This is a genomic window from Nocardioides pymetrozini, from assembly GCF_046058985.1.
GTDB lineage: Bacteria > Actinomycetota > Actinomycetes > Propionibacteriales > Nocardioidaceae > Nocardioides.
In genome coordinates, this window is record NZ_CP175556.1 from 1,992,065 (window position 1) to 2,011,384 (window position 19,320).

The 19,320-nt window shown below is 72.9% G+C and carries 20 protein-coding genes and 1 rRNA gene; 20 read left to right on the forward strand and 1 reads right to left on the reverse strand.

All coding sequences use genetic code 11. The features are described 5' to 3' along the window. Positions 1 to 89 precede the first annotated feature (89 nt). Positions 90 to 206: ribosomal RNA gene (gene rrf / locus ACJ5H2_RS09710) — 5S ribosomal RNA — on the forward strand. A 285-nt stretch (positions 207 to 491) separates the two neighbouring features. Further along, a complete protein-coding gene (locus ACJ5H2_RS09715) occupies positions 492 to 860 on the forward strand; it encodes a single-stranded DNA-binding protein (protein WP_408899357.1) in 369 nt (122 codons plus the stop codon). On the opposite strand, the gene ACJ5H2_RS09720 is transcribed toward ACJ5H2_RS09715, so the two are convergent. Further along, the gene (locus ACJ5H2_RS09720) at positions 820 to 1,971 is read right to left on the reverse strand and encodes a DUF1015 family protein (RefSeq protein WP_408899358.1); all 1,152 of its coding nucleotides are present in this window, start codon (positions 1,969 to 1,971) and stop codon (positions 820 to 822) included. The two genes, ACJ5H2_RS09715 and ACJ5H2_RS09720, sit on opposite strands and share 41 nt — an antisense overlap. 50 nt (positions 1,972 to 2,021) lie before the next feature. Between ACJ5H2_RS09720 and ACJ5H2_RS09725 the strand changes: the two genes are divergently transcribed. The 18 genes from ACJ5H2_RS09725 to ACJ5H2_RS09810 all read left to right on the forward strand — a co-directional run bounded on the left by ACJ5H2_RS09725 (position 2,022) and on the right by ACJ5H2_RS09810 (position 19,309). After that, positions 2,022 to 3,056, forward strand: a complete 1,035-nt coding sequence (locus tag ACJ5H2_RS09725; protein ID WP_408899359.1) for an HAD-IIA family hydrolase — start codon at positions 2,022 to 2,024, stop codon at positions 3,054 to 3,056. Positions 3,057 to 3,065: 9 nt separating this feature from the next. Next, positions 3,066 to 3,248, forward strand: coding sequence for a hypothetical protein (locus ACJ5H2_RS09730; protein WP_408899360.1), 183 nt, complete (start codon positions 3,066 to 3,068; stop codon positions 3,246 to 3,248). After that, complete coding sequence (locus ACJ5H2_RS09735) at positions 3,248 to 4,081, forward strand: TlyA family RNA methyltransferase (RefSeq protein WP_408899361.1); 834 nt, start codon at positions 3,248 to 3,250, stop codon at positions 4,079 to 4,081. The genes ACJ5H2_RS09730 and ACJ5H2_RS09735 overlap by 1 nt, the downstream gene beginning before the upstream one ends. Beyond that, the gene (locus ACJ5H2_RS09740) at positions 4,078 to 5,043 is read left to right on the forward strand and encodes an NAD kinase (protein ID WP_408899362.1); all 966 of its coding nucleotides are present in this window, start codon (positions 4,078 to 4,080) and stop codon (positions 5,041 to 5,043) included. The genes ACJ5H2_RS09735 and ACJ5H2_RS09740 overlap by 4 nt, the downstream gene beginning before the upstream one ends. Continuing rightward, positions 5,040 to 6,794: a DNA repair protein RecN gene (gene recN / locus ACJ5H2_RS09745; protein WP_408899363.1), complete on the forward strand. Its 1,755-nt coding sequence runs from the start codon at positions 5,040 to 5,042 to the stop codon at positions 6,792 to 6,794. Before ACJ5H2_RS09740 ends, recN begins: the two co-directional genes overlap by 4 nt. A gap of 57 nt (positions 6,795 to 6,851) precedes the next feature. Then, a complete protein-coding gene (locus tag ACJ5H2_RS09750; protein ID WP_408899364.1) occupies positions 6,852 to 8,546 on the forward strand; it encodes a CTP synthase in 1,695 nt (564 codons plus the stop codon). Further along, positions 8,546 to 9,139 carry an NUDIX domain-containing protein gene (locus tag ACJ5H2_RS09755; RefSeq protein ID WP_408899365.1) on the forward strand — a complete coding sequence of 198 codons (594 nt, stop codon included), beginning with the start codon at positions 8,546 to 8,548 and terminating at the stop codon, positions 9,137 to 9,139. The genes ACJ5H2_RS09750 and ACJ5H2_RS09755 overlap by 1 nt, the downstream gene beginning before the upstream one ends. After that, a complete protein-coding gene (locus ACJ5H2_RS09760) occupies positions 9,132 to 9,617 on the forward strand; it encodes an Lrp/AsnC family transcriptional regulator (RefSeq protein ID WP_408899366.1) in 486 nt (161 codons plus the stop codon). Before ACJ5H2_RS09755 ends, ACJ5H2_RS09760 begins: the two co-directional genes overlap by 8 nt. A gap of 137 nt (positions 9,618 to 9,754) precedes the next feature. After that, complete coding sequence (gene ald, locus ACJ5H2_RS09765) at positions 9,755 to 10,870, forward strand: alanine dehydrogenase (protein ID WP_408899367.1); 1,116 nt, start codon at positions 9,755 to 9,757, stop codon at positions 10,868 to 10,870. Positions 10,871 to 10,890: 20 nt separating this feature from the next. Then, positions 10,891 to 11,856, forward strand: coding sequence for a site-specific tyrosine recombinase XerD (xerD, locus tag ACJ5H2_RS09770; RefSeq protein WP_408899368.1), 966 nt, complete (start codon positions 10,891 to 10,893; stop codon positions 11,854 to 11,856). Further along, entirely contained in the window at positions 11,849 to 14,377 is a 2,529-nt protein-coding gene (locus ACJ5H2_RS09775) for a DEAD/DEAH box helicase (protein ID WP_408899369.1), read from the forward strand. Before xerD ends, ACJ5H2_RS09775 begins: the two co-directional genes overlap by 8 nt. 16 nt (positions 14,378 to 14,393) lie before the next feature. Continuing rightward, positions 14,394 to 14,756, forward strand: a complete 363-nt coding sequence (locus ACJ5H2_RS09780; protein WP_408899370.1) for a hypothetical protein — start codon at positions 14,394 to 14,396, stop codon at positions 14,754 to 14,756. Positions 14,757 to 14,837: 81 nt separating this feature from the next. Beyond that, positions 14,838 to 15,524, forward strand: a complete 687-nt coding sequence (locus tag ACJ5H2_RS09785) for a DUF6766 family protein (RefSeq protein WP_408899371.1) — start codon at positions 14,838 to 14,840, stop codon at positions 15,522 to 15,524. 219 nt (positions 15,525 to 15,743) lie between these two features. Further along, entirely contained in the window at positions 15,744 to 16,673 is a 930-nt protein-coding gene (locus ACJ5H2_RS09790; protein WP_408899616.1) for a ParA family protein, read from the forward strand. Between the two features lie 2 nt (positions 16,674 to 16,675). Next, the gene (locus ACJ5H2_RS09795; RefSeq protein WP_408899617.1) at positions 16,676 to 17,017 is read left to right on the forward strand and encodes a hypothetical protein; all 342 of its coding nucleotides are present in this window, start codon (positions 16,676 to 16,678) and stop codon (positions 17,015 to 17,017) included. Between the two features lie 67 nt (positions 17,018 to 17,084). Then, positions 17,085 to 17,930, forward strand: coding sequence for a segregation and condensation protein A (locus ACJ5H2_RS09800; RefSeq protein ID WP_408899618.1), 846 nt, complete (start codon positions 17,085 to 17,087; stop codon positions 17,928 to 17,930). Beyond that, positions 17,923 to 18,567, forward strand: a complete 645-nt coding sequence (gene scpB, locus ACJ5H2_RS09805) for an SMC-Scp complex subunit ScpB (protein ID WP_408899372.1) — start codon at positions 17,923 to 17,925, stop codon at positions 18,565 to 18,567. The genes ACJ5H2_RS09800 and scpB overlap by 8 nt, the downstream gene beginning before the upstream one ends. Further along, positions 18,557 to 19,309: a pseudouridine synthase gene (locus tag ACJ5H2_RS09810; RefSeq protein ID WP_408899373.1), complete on the forward strand. Its 753-nt coding sequence runs from the start codon at positions 18,557 to 18,559 to the stop codon at positions 19,307 to 19,309. The genes scpB and ACJ5H2_RS09810 overlap by 11 nt, the downstream gene beginning before the upstream one ends. Positions 19,310 to 19,320 lie beyond the last annotated feature (11 nt).

Here is a 19,320-nt window from a genome sequence, read left to right on the forward strand (position 1 = left end):
ATTGGTGCTGCGCGTCCACGATGAAGACCAACCCCCACCCGTACCCACACTCGTTGGGCACCACGGGCCAGCGAGGGGGTTCATAGAGTTACGGCGGCCATAGCGGCAGGGAAACACCCGGTCCCATCCCGAACCCGGAAGTTAAGCCTGCCAGCGCCGATGGTACTGCAACCGAGAGGATGTGGGAGAGTAGGACGCCGCCGGACATACATTGGCTCAGGGCCAGCGCTCACGCGCTGGCCCTGAGTTCTTTTTCGGTCCTGGGTCGTTGTCGGCGTATGTGCTTTCCGGCGCAGGCGCACCGGCCCGCTGTCCCCACGGCTCCCACGAGCACCGGCCGGGAACGTCGCTTCTCCACAGGTCCGACCGCGGGCCGTCTCCTCCCCAGGCCGTCGGGCCTTCCCTGTCCGAAGGTGCCGGCCGCGGCAAGGATCGTCCACGAGCGGCTCCGCGGGGATCCGCCGGTGGATCTCCTGGGAGGTGGTTCGACGATGGCACGGGCAGCGGTCTCGAGCGACGAGATGAGCAATGCCGTGGTCCTCACCGGACGGGTGGCGGCCGACCCGGAGGAGCGGGTGCTGCCCAGCGGCGACCGGCTGTGGACGTGTCGCGTCGTAGTGCCGCGGCCGGAGGTGCGGATGCTGGCGTCGGGGCGCAGGGGTCCCTCGGTGGACGTGGTCGACCTGGCCGGCTGGTCGGCGCGGGTGCGGCGCTCGATGCGCTCCTGGCGGGCGGGTGACGTGGTGGGCGTGGAGGGGGCGCTGCGGCGCCGGTTCTACCGTGCCGGCGGACAGACGTCCTCGCGGGTGGAGGTCGAGGTCACGACGGCGCGGGTGCTGCGTCGCGCAGCGAGCGGATGAGCACGCCGAGACTGGGCTTGGGCTGGAAGGAGGTCGCCTTCTCTGGAAGCAGGCGGTCCGCCTCGGCCACCCGGAGCACCAGGTCCACCGTCGGCGCCGGCATCAGCACCGCGATCGCATCGGGCCGCGCGCCTCCCAGCGCCTCCTCGGCCGTGTGGTGGTAGGCGATCGCGGTCGGACCGTGGGGGAGTGCGGGCAGGATGCGCTGGTGGAGTGCCTCGACGGCGGCCTCGTCGGGTCCGACGGCCAGCTTGACCACCGCCCACCGGGTCCCGTCGGTTGCCGCGAGCTGGGCCGAGGAGAGCGCCTGGACGGCGTCGGCCTGGCGGTGCTCGCGGTAGGCGAGCCCCAGGGTGTCGGCGGCATCGCGCAGGTCGTCGAGCGAGGTTCCGCTCAGGGTGCGGTGGATCGGGCCCAGGAAGAGGGGGGTGTCCTCCTGGTCGATGAGCATGGCCAGCCCGAGATCGGTGGGTCGCGGAGCGGGGTGGTCACCGGCGCGGCGCCGCTGCAGGCGCAGGTAGGCGGCATAGCGGTGGTGCCCGTCGGCGATCAGCGCGCGGTCGGCCGCGAGCTCGGCGGCGATCTCGGCCAGGGTCTGGGGCGAGCGCTCGGCCCAGACGCGGTGCTCCTGCTCGGCTCGGTCGGTGAACGCATGGTCCGGCTCGCGCTCCGCGATCCGCGCGACGATCGCGCGCAGCGCGGGGCTGCCCTGGTGGACGAGGAGGATCGGGGCGGGGTTGAGCTCCATCTCGTCCATCCGGTCCGCCAGCTCGTCGGCCTGGACCGGGTGGATGCCCTCGTGCGGGAGCACCGCCCGGTCCTCCGGACGCGCGGCCCGGCGCGAGACGTCGAGCGCGCCGACCAGGCCACGCACCGTCATGCCGTTCACGCTGTACTCGTGGAGATAGAGCGCCGGCGCCGGGTCGGCCTGGACGAGTCCCCGCGCCTGCCAGCGCAGCAGGCGTGCAGAGACGTCCTTGTAGGGCCGCGCGAAGGCCCGACCGGTGCTCGGGCTGCCCACGCGCGCAGGGACCAGCCTCAGCGCGGCGAAGGGCTCGAGCCGCAGCGGCCCGGCGACGTACGGTGGCGTCACCAGGGTCGTCGCGTCCATCAGGGCATCGTACGGAGCCGATGGTCGCCGGTGCTGGCAAGGTGGACCCCGTGTTGCTCACATCCGACGGCCCGCTGACCGCCGCCTACGACCTGGCGATGCTCGACCTGGACGGGGTGGTCTACATCGGTTCCGCGGCCGTGGACGGCGCCTCCGCGGCGATCGCCGACGCCCGGTCCGCGGGGATGCGCGTCGCCTTCATCACCAACAACGCATCCCGCCCCGCGGGCGTCGTGGCCAAGCACCTGCGCGAGCTGGGCGTGACCGCCGCGGCCGAGGACGTCGTGACGAGCGCCCAGGCCGCTGCCCGGCTGCTGCTCGAGAGGTTCGGCGCGGGTGCGCCGATCCTGTGCCTGGGCGGAGCCGGGCTGCGTGCCGCCCTCGACGAGGTCGGGCTGGTGCCGGTCGACGCCGGCGCGGAGGCGGCGGCCGCGGCGAGCGGGTACGGACCCGACCTGCCGTGGCGCGACATCATGCACGCGGCCGTCCGCATCCGCGACGGGCTGCCGTGGGTGGCGAGCAACACCGACCACACGATCCCGACGGCCTACGGCGTCGCCCCGGGGCACGGCGTGCTGGTCGACATGATGCGACGCTTCACCGGCGTGACGCCGCAGGTGGCGGGCAAGCCGGAGCGGCCGCTGCTCGACGAGACGGTGCGCCGGGTCGGTGGCCGGCGCCCGCTGATGGTCGGCGACCGGCTGGACACCGACATCGAGGGCGCGCACCGCGCGGGGGTGGACTCGCTGCTGGTGCTCACCGGCGTGAGCGGCCTGGCTGAGCTGGTGCGGGCGTCGCCGGGGGAGCGGCCGACGTACGTCGCGCCCGATCTCCGTGGTCTCGGCGTCCCGCACGCCGCGCCGGAGGCGGTCCCCGGCGGCTGGCGTCTCGGCGGGTGGACCGGACGGGTCGAGGAAGGCCGCCTGGTCCTCCGGGATGACGGGCCAGGTGACGGGCCGACGCCGTCGTCCGCGGACTGGTGGCGGGTGGCGGCGGCGACCGCATGGGACCACCGCGACCGGACGGGCGTGGTGCCGGACGTCACCATGGCCCGGGTCCCCGAGCCGGGGCGCGCAGCGCGGTAGCCTCGCGTCATGACCGAGGTAGGAGTTCCGGCGCCGACGCCGACCGGGATCGATGCCGTCGACCGCGTCCTCGACCTGGTCGCGGGCCTGGACCGGCGCCCGCTCGAGGAGCACGCGAGCGTGCTGGAGGAAGCGCACGGGGAGCTCCGGCGCGCCCTGGACCATCCCCCCGCGCCCCCGGCCGCCCCGTAGTGCCGCCACGCCGCCTGCGCCTGGACGCGGAGCTGGTGCGCCGCGGCCTGGCGCCCTCACGCGAGCGCGCCGCGCAGCTGATCGCCGACGGCCGGGTCAAGGTCGCGGGCGCCCTGGCGTCCAAGCCGGCCACCGGGGTCACCACCGACGTCGCGATCGTGGTCACGGAGGGCGAGCACGGGCCGGACTACGTCTCGCGCGGTGCCCACAAGCTGGCCGGCGCGCTGGCGGTGTTCGCGCCCCTCGGCCTCACCGTCGCCGGCCGCCGCTGCCTCGACGCGGGAGCGTCCACCGGCGGGTTCACCGACGTGCTGCTGCGGTCCGGCGCGGCCGAGGTGGTCGCGGTCGACGTCGGCTACGGACAGCTGCACTGGTCGCTGCAGCAGGACGAGCGGGTCGTCGTGCACGACCGCACCAACGTCCGCACGCTCACGGTCGAGCAGATCGGGGGGCCCGTGGACCTCGTGGTCGGCGACCTGTCGTTCATCTCGCTCACCCTGGTGCTCGACGCGCTGCTCGGCGTGACCAGGCCGGACGGCGACCTCGCGCTCATGGTCAAGCCGCAGTTCGAGGTCGGCAAGGACCGGCTGGGCAAGGGCGGTGTGGTGCGCGATCCCGAGCTGTGGGTCGAGACCGTGCTCGGCGTGGCCCACGCGGCCGCCAGGCGAGGATGGGGCGTCCGCGCCGTGACCGTCAGCCCGCTGCCGGGACCGTCGGGCAACGTCGAGTTCTTCCTGTGGCTGCGTCACGGGCCTCCCACCGAGGACGACGCGTCCGTCGCGGCCGTCGTGCGACGGGGCACGTCGGACCCGGATGAGAGGGTGGGCCCATGACGTCCGCGACCACCGCCGCCGCGCGCCGGGTGCTCGTGCTCGCCCACACCGGGCGGGCCGAGGCGCGCGACGTGGCGCGCGCCTTCGTCAAGGAGCTCACCGGGCACGGGATCGTCGTACGCCTGCTCCGTCACGAGGCGCGGGACCTCGAGCTGACGCCCGCCGACTACGTCCCGTCCGTCGAGCTGACGGACTCCGAGTCCGACGCCAGCCACGGCTGCGAGCTCACCGTCGTGATCGGCGGCGACGGCAGCATCCTGCGCGCGGCGGAGGTCACCCACCAGCGGTCCACGCCGGTGCTCGGCGTCAACCTCGGCCACGTCGGCTTCCTCGCCGAGGCCGAGCACGAGGACGTCGCGGCGACGATCGACGCGATCGTCCACCAGCGCTACACCACCGAGGACCGGCTCACCCTCGACGTGAAGGCGTACGTCGACGGCCGTCTCGTCTACTCCACCTTCGCCCTCAACGAGGCCAGCGTGGAGAAGGCCGCCCGCGAGCGGATGCTCGAGGTGGTCGTCGAGATCGACGACCGGCCACTGTCCCGCTGGGGCTGCGACGGGGTCGTCTGCGCGACCCCGACGGGGTCGACCGCCTACAACTTCAGTGCCGGCGGGCCGATCGTGTGGCCCCAGGTCCAGGCACTGTGCGTCGTCCCCCTGAGCGCGCACGCGCTGTTCGCCCGGCCGATGGTCGTCGCCCCGTCGTCGGTGATCGCGATCGAGGTGCTCGAGGGCAACCAGGGCTCGGGCGTGCTGTGGTGCGACGGTCGGCGCAGCGTCGACCTGCCGCCCGGCGCGCGGATCGAGGTGAGTCGGGGTGAACGGCCGGTCCGCCTGGTCCGCCTGCACCAGGCCCCCTTCACCGACCGCCTCGTCGCGAAGTTCGGTCTGTCCGTCGAGGGCTGGCGCGGCGCCGCGGAGCGGCGCCAGGCGCGGGCCCGGGGGGAGGGGGGCTCATGATCGAGGAGATCCGGATCAGCTCGCTCGGCGTCATCGACTCCTCGACGCTCGAGCTGGGCCCCGGCCTGACCGTCATCACTGGCGAGACCGGAGCCGGCAAGACCATGGTCGTCACCGCCCTCGGCCTCCTGCTGGGCGGCCGCGCCGACAGCGGAGCCGTCCGCGCCGGGGCGCGGCAGGCCCGGGTCGAGGGGCTGGTCGCCGCCGGCTCGCTGCCCGACCTGGTGGCGGCCGTCGAGGAGGCCGGCGGTGAGGCCGAGGACGACGGGGTCGTGCTGGCGCGCAACGTCAGCGCCGAGGGCCGCTCCCGCGCCTTCGCCGGCGGCGCTGCCGTCCCGGTGGCGACCCTCGCCGCGCTCGCCGAGCCCCTGGTCGCGGTGCACGGCCAGTCCGACCAGCACCGCCTGCTCAAGGCGCGCACGCAGCGCGAGGCCCTCGACCGGTTCGGCGCGCTCGACGAGCTGCTGGCGACCTACCGCGACGTCCATGACCGGCTGGTGGCCACCGAGCGCGAGCTCGCCGACGTGGTCGCGAGCGCCCGTGAGCGGGCCCGCGAGGCGGACCTGCTGCGCCACGGCGTCGAGGAGGTCGCCGCGGTGGCGCCGCAGCCGGGCGAGGACGCCGAGCTGGCCGCCGAGGAGGCCCGCCTCGGCCACGCCGACACCCTGCGCCTGGCCGCGGAGCAGGCCCGCGAGGCCCTCTCCAGCGAGCACGGGTCGCCCGACGCGCTCGGCGCGGTCTCCGCGGCCCGCGGCCAGCTCGACGGCGTGCGGGACCACGACCCCGAGGCGGCCGAGCTGGCCGACCGGGTGGCCGAGGTGAGCTACCTGCTCTCCGACGTCGCCGCCGACGTCGCGTCGTACGCCTCCCGCATCGACACCGACCCCGCCCGCCTCGCCGCCGTCTCCGAGCGGCGCGCGGCGCTGATCGGGCTGACCCGCAAGTACGGCGAGACGGTCGACGAGGTGCTCGCCTGGGCCGAGCAGTCCGCGACGCGCCTGCTCGACCTCGACTCGACCGACGAGCGGATCAAGGAGCTCACGGCCGAGTCCGCGCGGCTGCGCGCCGAGCTGGCCGGCGCCGGCAGCGCGCTCAGCGAGGCCCGGGTCAAGGCGGCCAGCCGCCTCGGCGCGGCGGTCTCCGACGAGCTGACCCTCCTCGCGATGCCGCACGCGGTGGTGACGATCCGGGTCTCGCCACGCGCGGCGGAGGCACCCGCCGATCCCGAGCGCCCGCCGGCCGACCTGCTGCGCGTGGGGGAGCGATGGGTCCGCTTCGGGCGCAGCGGCCTGGACGAGGTGGAGTTCCTGCTCGCGGCCAACACCGGCTCCGAGCCGCGGCCGCTCCACAAGGGCGCGTCCGGCGGTGAGCTCTCCCGGGTGATGCTCGCCGTCGAGGTGTGCCTGGCGGGCACGAGCCCGGTGCCGACGTTCGTCTTCGACGAGGTCGACTCCGGCGTCGGCGGCGCGGCGGCGGTCGAGATCGGGCGGCGCCTGGCGACCCTCGCCGAGCAGGCGCAGGTCCTCGTCGTCACCCACCTGCCGCAGGTCGCGGCGTTCGCCGACCGCCACGTGCTGGTGGAGAAGTCGAGCGACGGCTCGGTGACCAGCTCCGGCCTGGTCACCCTCGACGACGCCGGGCGCGAGCGCGAGCTCTCCCGGATGCTCGCCGGCCTCGCCGAGTCGGACACCGCGCTCGCACACGCCCGCGAGCTGCTCGAGCTGGCGCGCAACGCGCCGCGGGCACACTGAGACGAGTGTCGGCACCGTGAAACCACCGGACATGACGTAGGATGGAATCCCGTGAACATGGCGCCCGGTAGCGGTTCGATTCGACAGGCAAAGCACGTCTTCGTCACCGGAGGCGTCGCCTCCTCGCTGGGCAAGGGACTGACCGCCTCCAGCCTCGGCCGTCTGCTGCGCTCGCGCGGTCTGCGGGTGACGATGCAGAAGCTCGACCCCTATCTCAACGTCGACCCGGGCACGATGAACCCCTTCCAGCACGGCGAGGTGTTCGTCACCAACGACGGCGCCGAGACCGACCTCGACATCGGCCACTACGAGCGCTTCCTCGACACCGACCTCAACCAGATCGCCAACGTCACCACCGGGCAGGTCTACTCCTCGGTGATCGCCAAGGAGCGCAAGGGCGAGTACCTCGGCGACACCGTGCAGGTGATCCCGCACATCACCAACGAGATCAAGGACCGGATCCTCGCCATGGGCCGCGGCAGCGAGCCGGTCGACGTCGTGATCACCGAGATCGGCGGCACCGTCGGCGACATCGAGTCCCTGCCCTTCCTCGAGGCAGCGCGCCAGGTCCGCCACGACATCGGGCGCGACAACTGCTTCTTCCTGCACGTCTCGCTCGTCCCCTTCATCGGTCCCTCGGGCGAGCTGAAGACGAAGCCCACCCAGCACTCCGTCGCCGCCCTGCGCCAGGTCGGCATCCAGCCGGACGCCGTCGTGTGCCGCGCCGACCGCGAGCTGCCCGAGGGCATCAAGCGCAAGATCTCGCTGATGTGCGACGTGGACCAGGAGGCCGTGGTCACGGCTGCCGACGCGCCGTCGATCTACGACATCCCGAAGGTGCTGCACCGCCAGGGTCTCGACGCCTACGTCGTACGCCGGCTCAACCTGCCCTTCCGCGACGTGGACTGGACCGTCTGGGACGACCTGCTCCGCCGGGTGCACCACCCCAAGGAGGACGTCACCATCGCGCTGGTCGGCAAGTACATCGACCTCCACGACGCCTATCTCTCCGTGACCGAGGCGCTGCGCGCCGGCGGCTTCGCCCACGAGGCGAAGGTCCACATCCGCTGGGTCGCCTCGGACGAGTGCGAGACGCCCGCGGGCGCCATGAAGCACCTGGCCGACGTCGACGCGATCTGCGTGCCGGGCGGCTTCGGCATCCGCGGCCTCGAGGGCAAGCTCGGGGCGCTGACCTACGCCCGCGCGCATGCCATCCCGACCCTCGGCCTGTGCCTGGGCCTGCAGTCGATGGTCATCGAGTACGCCCGTACCGAGCTCGGCCTCACCAAGGCCGGCTCCACCGAGTTCGACCCGGACACCCCCGAGCCCGTGATCGCGACGATGGAGGAGCAGAAGTCCATCGTCGAGGGCGGGGGCGACCTCGGCGGCACGATGCGCCTGGGCCTCTACCCGGCGCAGCTCAAGCCCGGCTCCATCGCGCGCGAGGTCTACGGCGTCGACGTGATCGAGGAGCGACACCGGCACCGCTACGAGGTCAACAACGCCTACCGTGCGCAGCTGGAGGAGGCGGGGCTGGTCTTCTCCGGGCTCAACACCGAGCTGGACCTGGTGGAGTTCGTCGAGCTCCCCCGGGACGTGCACCCGTACTACATCGGCACACAGGCGCACCCCGAGCTGCGCTCGCGGCCGACCCGCCCGCACCCGCTCTTCGCCGGGCTGGTCGGTGCCGCGATCGCGCGCCAGCGCGAGACCCGGCTCGAGATCGACGACAGCCTCCTCCACGCCGACTGATGGTGCTGCGCGACGTCCCCGAGTCCTGGCCGGTCGAGGACAGCACGGACCTGCACCGGGACGCCTGGGTCGTGGCCTTCCGCTCCGACCGGATCCGCCGGCCCGGAGCCGACGGGGAGGAGCCCTTCCGCCGGCTCGTGCTGGAGCACCCGGGTGCCGCCGTCGTCCTGGCGATCGACGCGGAGGACCGGGTGCTGTGCCTGCGCCAGTACCGCCACCCGGCGCAGTACCGGCTGGTCGAGCTGCCGGCCGGGGTCATCGACCATCCGGGCGAGGACCCCGAGCAGGTCGCCCGACGGGAGCTGCGCGAGGAGGCGGCGCTCGCTGCCAGGCGGTGGACGCACCTGCTCTCCACGCTCAGCTCGCCGGGCTACTCCGCGGAGCGGATCCACTACTACCTCGCGGAGGACCTCGAGCCCGCCGACCGCGGCGACTTCGTGCTCGAGCACGAGGAGGCCGACCTCGAGGTGTTCTGGGCGCCCTTCGCCCACCTGGTCGACGCCGTCCTCGCGGGCGACGTGAGCGACGGGCCGGTGGTGCAGGCCGTCCTCGCCCTCCAGGTACGACGGGACCGCGAGGCGGCCCGTGGTTGACCTGGACCCGATCGACGCCGCCATCGTCCGTGAGCTCCAGGACGACGCGCGGCTCGCCAACAACGTCCTCGCCGCCCGCGTCGGGATCGCGCCGTCCACCTGCCACGGACGGGTGCGCTCGCTGTTCGAGCGCGGCATCATCCGGGGAGCGCACGCGGAGGTCGACCAGGCCAGCATCGGCCGGCCGCTGCAGGCGATGATCTCGGTCCGGCTGCGCCCGCACGCCCGCGGCGAGCTGAGTGCCTTCGCGCAGGCCATGGCGAGGCTGCCCGAGGTCCTCAACGTCTACTTCCTCGCCGGCGCCGACGACTTCCTCATCCACGTCGCGACGGCCGGCTCCGAGGAGCTGCGGGAGTTCGTCCTGAACCATCTCAGCGGCACCCGCGACGTGGCGATGACCGAGACCAGCCTGATCTTCGAGCACCTGCGCGGCCGTCCGGCCGAACAGGCTTCGGCCCAGCGCCCGCCAGGGCCCTGATCGCCGACGATCCGATCCGGATTTCTGCTGCGTCAGCGAATTGTCGCTGGCGCATCTAGCGGCCGGCTCGACTGATCTTCATCATTTCTCTCCACAGGGGAATCCGCGACGGGTTCCAGCGACCAGGAGGGATCCGCATGCGCGTCGGCGTGCCGAAGGAAGTCAAGAACCACGAGTACCGGGTGGCCATCACGCCGATCGGCGTCCACGAGCTGGTGGCGCACGGCCACGAGGTCGTCATCCAGACCGGCGCCGGCGTGGGCTCCTCGATCAGCGACGACGACTATGCCGCCGCGGGCGCCACCATCCTGCCCGACGCGGACGCGGTGTGGTCCAGCGCGGAGATGGTCCTCAAGGTGAAGGAGCCGGTGGCCGAGGAGTACCACCGGATGCGGGAGGGGCAGGTGCTCTTCACCTATCTCCATCTCGCCGCCGACAAGGCGCTCACCCAGGAGCTGGTCGCCCGCAAGGTCACGGCCATCGCCTACGAGACCGTGCAGCTGCCGTCCGGCGCGCTGCCGCTGCTCTACCCGATGTCGGAGGTCGCCGGCTGCCTGGCGCCCCAGGTGGGCGCCTACTCCCTGATGAAGGCCCAGGGCGGCCGTGGCGTGCTCATGGGCGGCGTCGGCGGCGTGGCCAACGCCAAGGTGGTCGTCATCGGCGCCGGCGTCGCCGGCCAGAACGCCGCGAACATCGCGCTGGGCATGGGTGCGGACGTCACCCTCCTCGACACCGACCTCGACAAGCTGCGGATGTCCTTCTGGCGCTACAACAACCGGGTGCACGGCCTGGCGTCGTCCAAGCTGGCGATCGAGCAGCAGGTCACCGAGGCCGACCTGGTCATCGGTGCGGTCCTGATCCCCGGCGCCGCCGCGCCGAAGCTCGTCTCGAACGAGCTCGTGTCGCGGATGAAGCCGGGCTCGGTGCTCGTCGACATCGCGGTCGACCAGGGAGGCTGCTTCGAGGACACCCGCCCCACGACGCACGCGGACCCGACCTACCAGGTCCACGGCTCGACCTTCTACTGCGTGGCGAACATGCCGGGCGCGGTGCCCAACACCTCCACCTACGCGCTGACGAACGCGACCCTGCCCTACACCGTCGCGCTGGCCGACAAGGGCTGGCGCGAGGCGTGCCGCGCCGACGCGAGCCTCGCGCTCGGTCTCAACACCCACGCCGGCCAGCTCACCAACGCCCCGGTCGGTGAGGCCACCGGCCTGGCGTCCGTGCCGGTGGCGGAGGCCCTCGCCTGAGCGCACGCTAGCCTGACCGGGTGAGTGGCACGGGTGCGGTGGACCGGGCGGTCCGCACGTACCTGGACCACCTGGCGGTCGAGAAGGGGCTGGCGGCGAACACGCTGTCGTCGTACCGGCGCGACCTGCGCCGGTACCGCGCCCATCTCGCCGCGGCCGGCATCGAGACGCTGGACGCGGTGAGCGAGCAGACCGTCACCGAGTTCCTGGTCTGGCTGCGCGAGGGCGACGCCGACCATCCACCGCTGAGCGCGGCCAGCGCCGCGCGCACGGTGGTGGCCGTGCGGGGCTTCCACCGCTTCGCGGTCGCCGACGGGCTCGCCCAGGCCGACCCTGCGGCCGGCGTGAAGCCGCCGACGCCGGCCAGGCGGCTACCGAAGGCCCTCCCGCTGGACGACGTCGAGGCGATCCTGGCGGCGGCCGGTGCCGGGGACAGCCCGCTCGCACTGCGCGACAGGGCCCTGCTGGAGGTGCTCTACGGCACGGGGGCGCGCATCTCCGAGGCGGTCGGGCTCGACGTCGACGACGTCAGCCACCTGGTCGAGCCCGGACTCGACCCGGCCGACGCCACCCTGCTGCTGCGCGGCAAGGGTGGCAAGGAGCGGATGGTGCCCGTCGGGACGTACGCCTGCGCCGCGCTGTCGGCGTACCTCGTCCGCGGCCGCCCGGCACTCTCGACCACGTCCGCGGGACCAGCGGTGCCGGGGCTCTTCCTCAACGCGCGGGGAGGCCGGCTCTCCCGGCAGTCCGCCTGGGCGGTCCTGGTGAAGGCGGCCGAGCGCGCGGGCGTGACCCGCGACGTGTCCCCGCACACGCTGCGGCACTCCTTCGCCACCCATCTGCTCGACGGGGGTGCGGACGTGCGGGTCGTCCAGGAGCTGCTCGGCCACGCCTCGGTGACCACCACGCAGGTCTACACGCTCGTCACCGTCGACAACCTGCGCGAGGTCTTCGCGACCGCGCACCCGAGGGCCCGCCATGGCTGAGTCCAGCGACGGGGCCTACGACCGCATCCTCGGGTACGCCGACGAGCGCGGCCTGGAGCTGTACCCGCACCAGGAGGACGCGATCGTGTCCCTGCTGGCCGGCGAGAACGTGGTGCTCGCGACGCCGACGGGCTCGGGCAAGTCGCTGGTCGCGATGGCGGCGGCGATGGCCGCGCTGGCCGAGGACCGGGTGACCTTCTACACCGCCCCCATCAAGGCCCTGGTCAGCGAGAAGTTCTTCGACCTCGTCGAGGTGTTCGGGGCCGCCGACGTCGGGATGCTCACCGGCGACGTGGCTGTCAACGCCGACGCTCCGGTCATCTGCTGCACCGCGGAGGTGCTCGCCAACATCGCGCTGCGTGAGGGCGGGTCCGCCGACGTCGGCATGGTCGTCATGGACGAGTTCCACTTCTACGGCGAGCCCGGGCGCGGCTGGGCGTGGCAGGTGCCGCTCATCGAGCTGCCCCAGGCGCAGTTCCTGCTGATGTCGGCCACGCTCGGCGACACCTCCGAGCTGGCGGCCGACCTGACCCGCCGCAACGGCCGCGCGACCACGATCGTCGACCAGGCCGAGCGGCCGGTGCCCCTGGACTTCTCCTGGTCGCTCGACCCGATGGGCGAGAAGCTCGAGGAGCTGGTCACCACCGGTCAGGGGCCGGTGTACGTCGTCCACTTCACCCAGGCGGCCGCGGTCGAGCACGCGGTGTCGCTGCTGAGCGGACCCGGACGCCTGGACACCGTGGTCCCCCAGGAGCGCAAGGAGCAGATCGCCGAGCGGATCGCGGGCGTCCGCTTCGCGGCCGGCTTCGGCAAGACGCTCAACAGGCTGCTGCGGCAGGGGATCGGCGTCCACCACGCGGGGATGCTGCCCCGCTACCGCCGCCTCGTCGAGCAGCTCGCCCAGGCGGGGCTGCTGACGGTCATCTGCGGCACCGACACCCTCGGGGTGGGCATCAACGTGCCGATCCGCACCGTCCTGTTCACCGGCCTGGCGAAGTTCGACGGGTCACGGCAGCGGGTGCTGCGCACCCGGGAGTTCCTGCAGATCGCCGGCCGGGCGGGGCGCGCGGGCTACGACACGGCGGGCTACGTCGTCGTCCAGGCGCCCGAGCACGTCATCGAGAACGAGAAGGCGAAGGCCAAGTCCGAGGCCAAGAACGCGGCCAACCCCAAGAAGAGGTCGAAGCCCCAGCTGCGGAAGCCGCCGGAGGGCACGGTCGTCTGGAGCGAGCAGACCTTCGCCAAGCTGGTGGAGGGCAGGCCGGAGCCGTTGAAGTCGCAGATGAGGGTCGACAACGCGATGCTCGTCAACGTGCTCTCCCGCGAGGAGGACGCGTTCCCGGTGATGCGTCGGCTGCTGACGGACAACCACGAGGACCGGCGCAGCCAGCTGCGCCTCGCCAAGCGCGCCGTGCGGCTGGCGCGCAGCCTGGTGACCTCCGAGGTGCTGACCCGGCTCGACGAGGTCGACGCCTTCGGGCGGCGCTACGTGCTGACCGAGGCGCTGCCGGAGGACTTCGCGCTCAACCAGCCGCTGTCCCACTTCGCGCTGGCCGTGCTCGACGTGCTCGACCCGGACGCCGACAGCTACACCCTCGACGTCGTCTCTGTCGTCGAGGCCACCCTCGAGGCGCCCCGGCCGCTGCTCATGGCCCAGCGCCACGCGGCCCGGGGCGAGGCGATCGCCGCGCTCAAGGCCGACGGCGTCGAGTACGACGAGCGGATGGCGCTGGTGGAGGACATCACCTGGCCCGAGCCACTGGGCGAGCTGCTCGAGCCACTCTTCGAGACCTACCGCGAGCGCCATCCCTGGCTGGCGCCGGACGCGCTGGGCCCGAAGTCCGTCGTCCGGCAGATGTGGGAGGAGGGGATGGGCTTCACCGACCTCGTCTCGCGCTACCAGGTGGCGCGCTCCGAGGGCCTGGTGCTGCGCTATCTCACCGACGCCTACCGGGCGCTGCGGCAGAGCGTGCCGGCGTCGTACCGCACCGAGGAGCTCGAGCTGCTCGTCGACTGGCTGGGGGAGACGATCCGGCAGGTGGACTCCTCCCTGCTCGACGAGTGGGAGGCGCTCAACGACCCCGAGCATGCCTCCCGTGCCGTGGCCGAGCACGCACCCCCGCCGCCGCCCCGCCCGCTCAGCCAGCAGGGCCGCGCGTTCGAGGTGATGGTGCGCAACGCGCTGTGGCGCCGGGTCGAGCTGGTCGCGCGCGACGACGTCGCCGGACTCGCCGCGCTGGAGCCGGAGGGCTCGGAGATGACGTCACAGCGTTGGGATCAGGCCCTCGACGGGTACTACGAGGAGCATGAACGGCTCCTCACCGATGCGGATGCCCGCGGACCCGCCTTGTTCGCGGTCGACAAGGTCCACGCCGACCGGCAGTGGCGGGTCGTCCAGACCCTCCACGACCCGGAGGGCCACCACGACTGGGTCATCGAGGCCCTCGTCGACCTCGCCGCCTCCGACGAGGCCGGCGAGGCGGTCGTCCGTACCGAGGCGATGCGCGCCCTGGGCGGCTAGCGGCGCCCTGCTGGCCGTGGTCCTGAGCGGGTGCGCGGGCGACCAGGGCCGCGACGACGCGGTCGCGGACGTCGTCCAGCGCTTCCAGAGCGCCGTCGACGCGGGGGACGGCGAGGGCGCCTGCCGGCTGCTGGCACCGTCCGCCCGCGAGACGCTCACGCAGGAGGCGCAGGCGCCGTGCGCCGACGCGCTGCTCGAGGAGGACCTGCCGCCGGCGGGCGACGAGGTCGAGGCCGAGGTCTACGCCACCGCCGCGCAGGTCGACACCGGCACCGACACGGTGTTCCTGGGGCGCTACGACGACGGCTGGCGGGTGGTCGCGGCCGGCTGTGCGGCATCGGGGGACGAGCCCTACCGCTGCGCGGTGGAGGGAGGCTGAGATGAAGCTCATGTTCGTGGCCTACGTGGCCGTCATCGCGGTGGGACTGGCGCTCATGATCTGGGCGGGGATGAGGCACGCATGAGCAGCCGGGCCAGGACCTTCGTGCGCAACAACTCGCTCGGCCTGTTCTTCGGGCTTCTCTTCCTCGGCACCCTGGTCGCCCAGTCCTTCGCGGGCTGGCGGGCGTTCAACGACGACCAGGTGGGCGAGCGCCTGGGGACCATCGGGTACGGCGAGTACGTGACCTCGACCGACTTCGCCGTGGCGGTCGCGGAGAACTGGCAGAGCGAGTTCCTGCAGTTCCTGCTCTACGTGCTCGCGACGGTGTGGTTCCTGCAGCAGGGCTCGCCGGAGTCCAAGGAGCTCGACAAGCCGGGCCTGGAGAGCGACGAGGAGCAGGAGATCGGACGGTTCGCGCCGCCGGACGCCCCCCGCTGGGCCGTCGTCGGCGGCTGGCGCACCCGCCTGTACTCCCACTCGCTGGCCCTCGCGGTGGGCGTCATCTTCGCCCTGTCCTGGCTCGCGCAGTCGATCGCGGGCTGGGCGGCGGACAACGAGCACCGTCTCCAGCAGCTGCGCGACCCGCAGTCGTGGGGGGCCTACGTCGGGTCGGCGGACTTCTGGGAGCGGACCCTGCAGAACTGGCAGTCGGAGTTCCTGGCGGTCGGCGCCTTCGCCGTGCTCGCCATCTTCCTGCGCGAGCGCGGGTCGGCGGAGAGCAAGCCGGTGGGGGAGCCGCACCACAGCACCGGCATCGAGGGCTGACCTCGCGGCGCGCCTCCCGAATGTCGCCGTGTCGACATTGTTGGATGGAGGGGTCCCGGGCTCTGGGGAAGGAGCCCGCAACCCACTCCAGCGATGGACCAGACAGAGGTGAGGGCGATGGTCGGCTTCTACGGAGGATCCAGTGCACCCGACATGCCGCCGAGGATGCCGATCCCGGCGCCCGGCAGTGACGTACCCCTCGGCACGGAGGACGCAGCCGTGACCGAGGACGCCATGACCCTGCAGTTCCCGGTCCCGGAGCCCGCGCCGAGCGCCGCCGACCAGGCGTCCGTACAGACCGTGACCGGTGAGATCGGTCCGACGGGACGGCCGATGCCGGTCCTGCCGGACCCGAAGCCGGTGACGGCGCACGGCCATGCCCGGGTCATCTCCATGTGCAACCAGAAGGGCGGCGTCGGCAAGACCACGACGACCATCAACCTGGGCGCCGCGCTCGCCGAGTACGGCCGCAAGGTGCTGCTCGTCGACTTCGACCCGCAGGGCTCGCTGTCGGTCGGGCTCGGGCTGAACCCGCACGAGATGGAGAGCACGGTCTACAACCTGCTGATGGACCCCGAGGCGACCCTCGACGAGGTCGTCGTCCCCTCGGGCGTGCCCGGCATGGACCTGCTGCCGTCCAACATCGACCTCTCGGCCGCGGAGGTGCAGCTGGTCCACGAGGTGGCCCGCGAGCAGACCCTGCAGCGCGTCCTCGCGCCCGCGATGCGCGAGTACGACGTCATTCTCATCGACTGCCAGCCCTCGCTCGGCCTGCTGACCGTCAACGCGCTCACGGCCTCGCACGGCGTGATCGTGCCCCTGGAGTGCGAGTACTTCGCCCTGCGCGGGGTGGCGCTGCTCAAGGCGACGATCGACAAGGTCAAGCAGCGCCTCAACCCGGGCCTGGAGGTCGACGGCGTCCTCGGCACGATGTACGACGGGCGCACCCTGCACGGGCGCGAGGTGCTCGAGCGCCTCGTGCAGGCGTGGGGGGACAAGGTCTTCCACACCGTCATCCGCCGGACCGTGAAGTTCTCCGACTCCACCGTCGCGGGCGAGCCGATCACGTCGTACGCCGCGAGCTCGAGCGGGGCGGAGGCGTACCGCCAGCTCGCGAAGGAGGTGGCGGCACGGTGTCTCGACGCGTGAGCATGCCGGCGGCCGACGACCTGTTCCGGCCGACCGCCGAGCCCTCCGGCCCCGCCGTCCGGGCCGTTCCCGACCCGCCCGCCGACCTCGCAACGGAGGCCGCGCCCGCGCCCGAGCCCCCGAAGGGGCCCAGCGGCCGGGTCCGCCACGACGAGAAGATCACCGTCTACGTCACCTCGACCGAGCTGATGGAGCTGGAGAGGGCGCGGCTCACGCTGCGCGGCGAGCACGGCCTGGCCGTCGACCGTGGCCGCGTGGTCCGCGCGGCGCTGCACCTGGTCCTCGCCGAGCTCGAGGCCGAGGGAGAGGGCTCCGCGCTCGTCCGGCGCCTGCGTGAGTCATGATGCAGGCGTGAGCAGCCCCGATCCGGTCGACGTCCCCGTCGGGACGGGTGGCGAGACGGGTGGCGAGATGGATGGCGAGACCGGCAGCGCCGAGGACGAGGTGCACGGCGGCTTCGCCGTGCACCTGAGCAACTTCGAGGGCCCCTTCGACCTGCTGCTGAGCCTGATCTCCAAGCACAAGCTCGACGTCACCGAGATCGCGCTCTCGCAGGTCACCGACGAGTTCATCGCGCACATCAAGCTGCTCCCGGACGACGCGCTGGAGGAGACGACCTCCTTCCTGCTCGTCGCCGCGACCCTGCTCGACCTCAAGGCCGCCCGGCTGCTGCCGGCCGGTGACGTGGAGGACGAGGAGGACCTGGCCCTGCTGGAGGCCCGCGACCTGCTCTTCGCGCGGCTGCTGCAGTACAAGGCGTACAAGCAGGTCGCGGCCGTGCTCGACGAGAGGCTGCAGGCCGAGGCGCGGCGCTTCCCGCGTGCGGTCGGGCTGGAGGAGCGGTACGCCGGCCTGCTGCCCGAGGTGCTGATCGGGATCGGCCTGGAGCAGTTCGCCGCGCTCGCGGCGAAGGCGATGACGCCGCGTCCCGAGCTGCAGCTCTCCCTGCACCACATCCACGCCCCGACGGTGAGCGTGCGCGAGCAGGCCGTGGTCGTGGCCGACCGGCTGCGCCGCGCGGGCACGCTCACCTTCCGCGCCCTGTGCGGCGACTCGCCGGACACGCTGACCACGGTCGCGCGCTTCCTCTCGCTGCTGGAGCTGTTCCGCGAGGGCGCGGTCGCGTTCGACCAGGTGACCCCGCTCGGCGAGCTCACCGTGCGCTGGACCGGCGACGAGGCCGGCGCGATCGAGGACCTGATCACCGACGAGTTCGACGGGGCGCCCGTCCCCGAGGAGGCAACACCCGATGAGTGACGAGGCTGTCGCAGACGCCGACGAGGCGCTGCCCGTCCCGCTCGCCGAGCTCCGCCCGGCGCTGGAGGCCGTGCTCATGGTCGCCGACCAGCCGCTCGACGCGGTGGCCCTGGCCACCGCGGTCGGCTATCCCGAGCACGAGGTCGTCGAGGCCCTCGGCGCCCTGGCGGGGGAGTACGACGAGCAGGGGCGCGGCTTCGAGCTGCGCAATGTCGCCGGTGGGTGGCGCTACTACACCCGCGACGCGCTCGCCCCCGTCGTCGAGGCCTTCGTGCTCGAGGGCCAGCAGGCGCGGCTCACCCAGGCGGCCCTGGAGACGCTCGCGGTGGTCGCCTACCAGCAGCCGGTCTCGCGTGCGCGGGTCTCCGCGGTGCGCGGGGTCAACGTCGACGGCGTGATGCGCACCCTGATCAGCCGCGGCCTGGTCGAGGAGGCCGGACGCGACGGCGAGCACGGTGCGACGCTCTACCGCACGACCACCTACTTCCTCGAGCGGATCGGCATCGTCTCGCTCGACGAGCTGCCGGACCTCGCGCCCCATCTGCCCGAGCTCGCCGAGATGGAGGAGGAGCTGGCGCCCGCCGAGGACCCGGCGCCCGAGACCACCGACGGGGAGGAGCAGCCAGATGACGCGTGAGATCGCCGTCGACGACGACGGGCAGATCCGGCTGCAGAAGCTGCTCGCCCAGTCCGGTGTCGCGTCGCGGCGCCGCTGCGAGGAGCTGATGCTCGCCGGTGAGGTCGAGGTGGACGGCGAGGTCGTCACCCGGCTCGGCACGAAGGTCGACCCCCGCACCGCGGTGATCAAGGTCTCCGGCAAGCGGCTGCCGCCGGTCTCCGAGCACGTCTACCTGGTGCTCAACAAGCCGCGGGGCATCGTGTCGACGATGGCCGACCCGCAAGGACGGCCCACCCTGAGCGACCTGGTCGCCGACCGGCCCGAGCGGCTCTTCCACGTCGGGCGTCTCGACACCGACACCTCGGGGCTGCTGCTGCTCACCAACGACGGCGACTTCGCGCACCGGATGGCGCACCCGTCCTTCGAGGTGGAGAAGACCTACGTCGCCGAGGTCGCCGGGCGGCTCACCAAGGCCACGGTGGCCGAGCTGCTCGCCGGCGTGACCCTCGCCGACGGTCCAGTCCAGGTACGCCGAGCCCGGGTCATCGACACCTCGGCGGACAGGTCGATCATCGAGCTGGTCATCCACGAGGGTCGCAACCGGATCGTGCGCCGACTGCTCGACCAGGTCGGCCACCCCGTGCGCCAGCTCAGCCGGACCCGGTTCGGTCCGATCGAGCTCGGCACCCTGCGCAGCGGGGCGATCCGCGAGCTGTCCGACGACGAGCTCGGCCAGCTCCTGGAGCTGGTCGGCCTCTAGACCTACCGTGG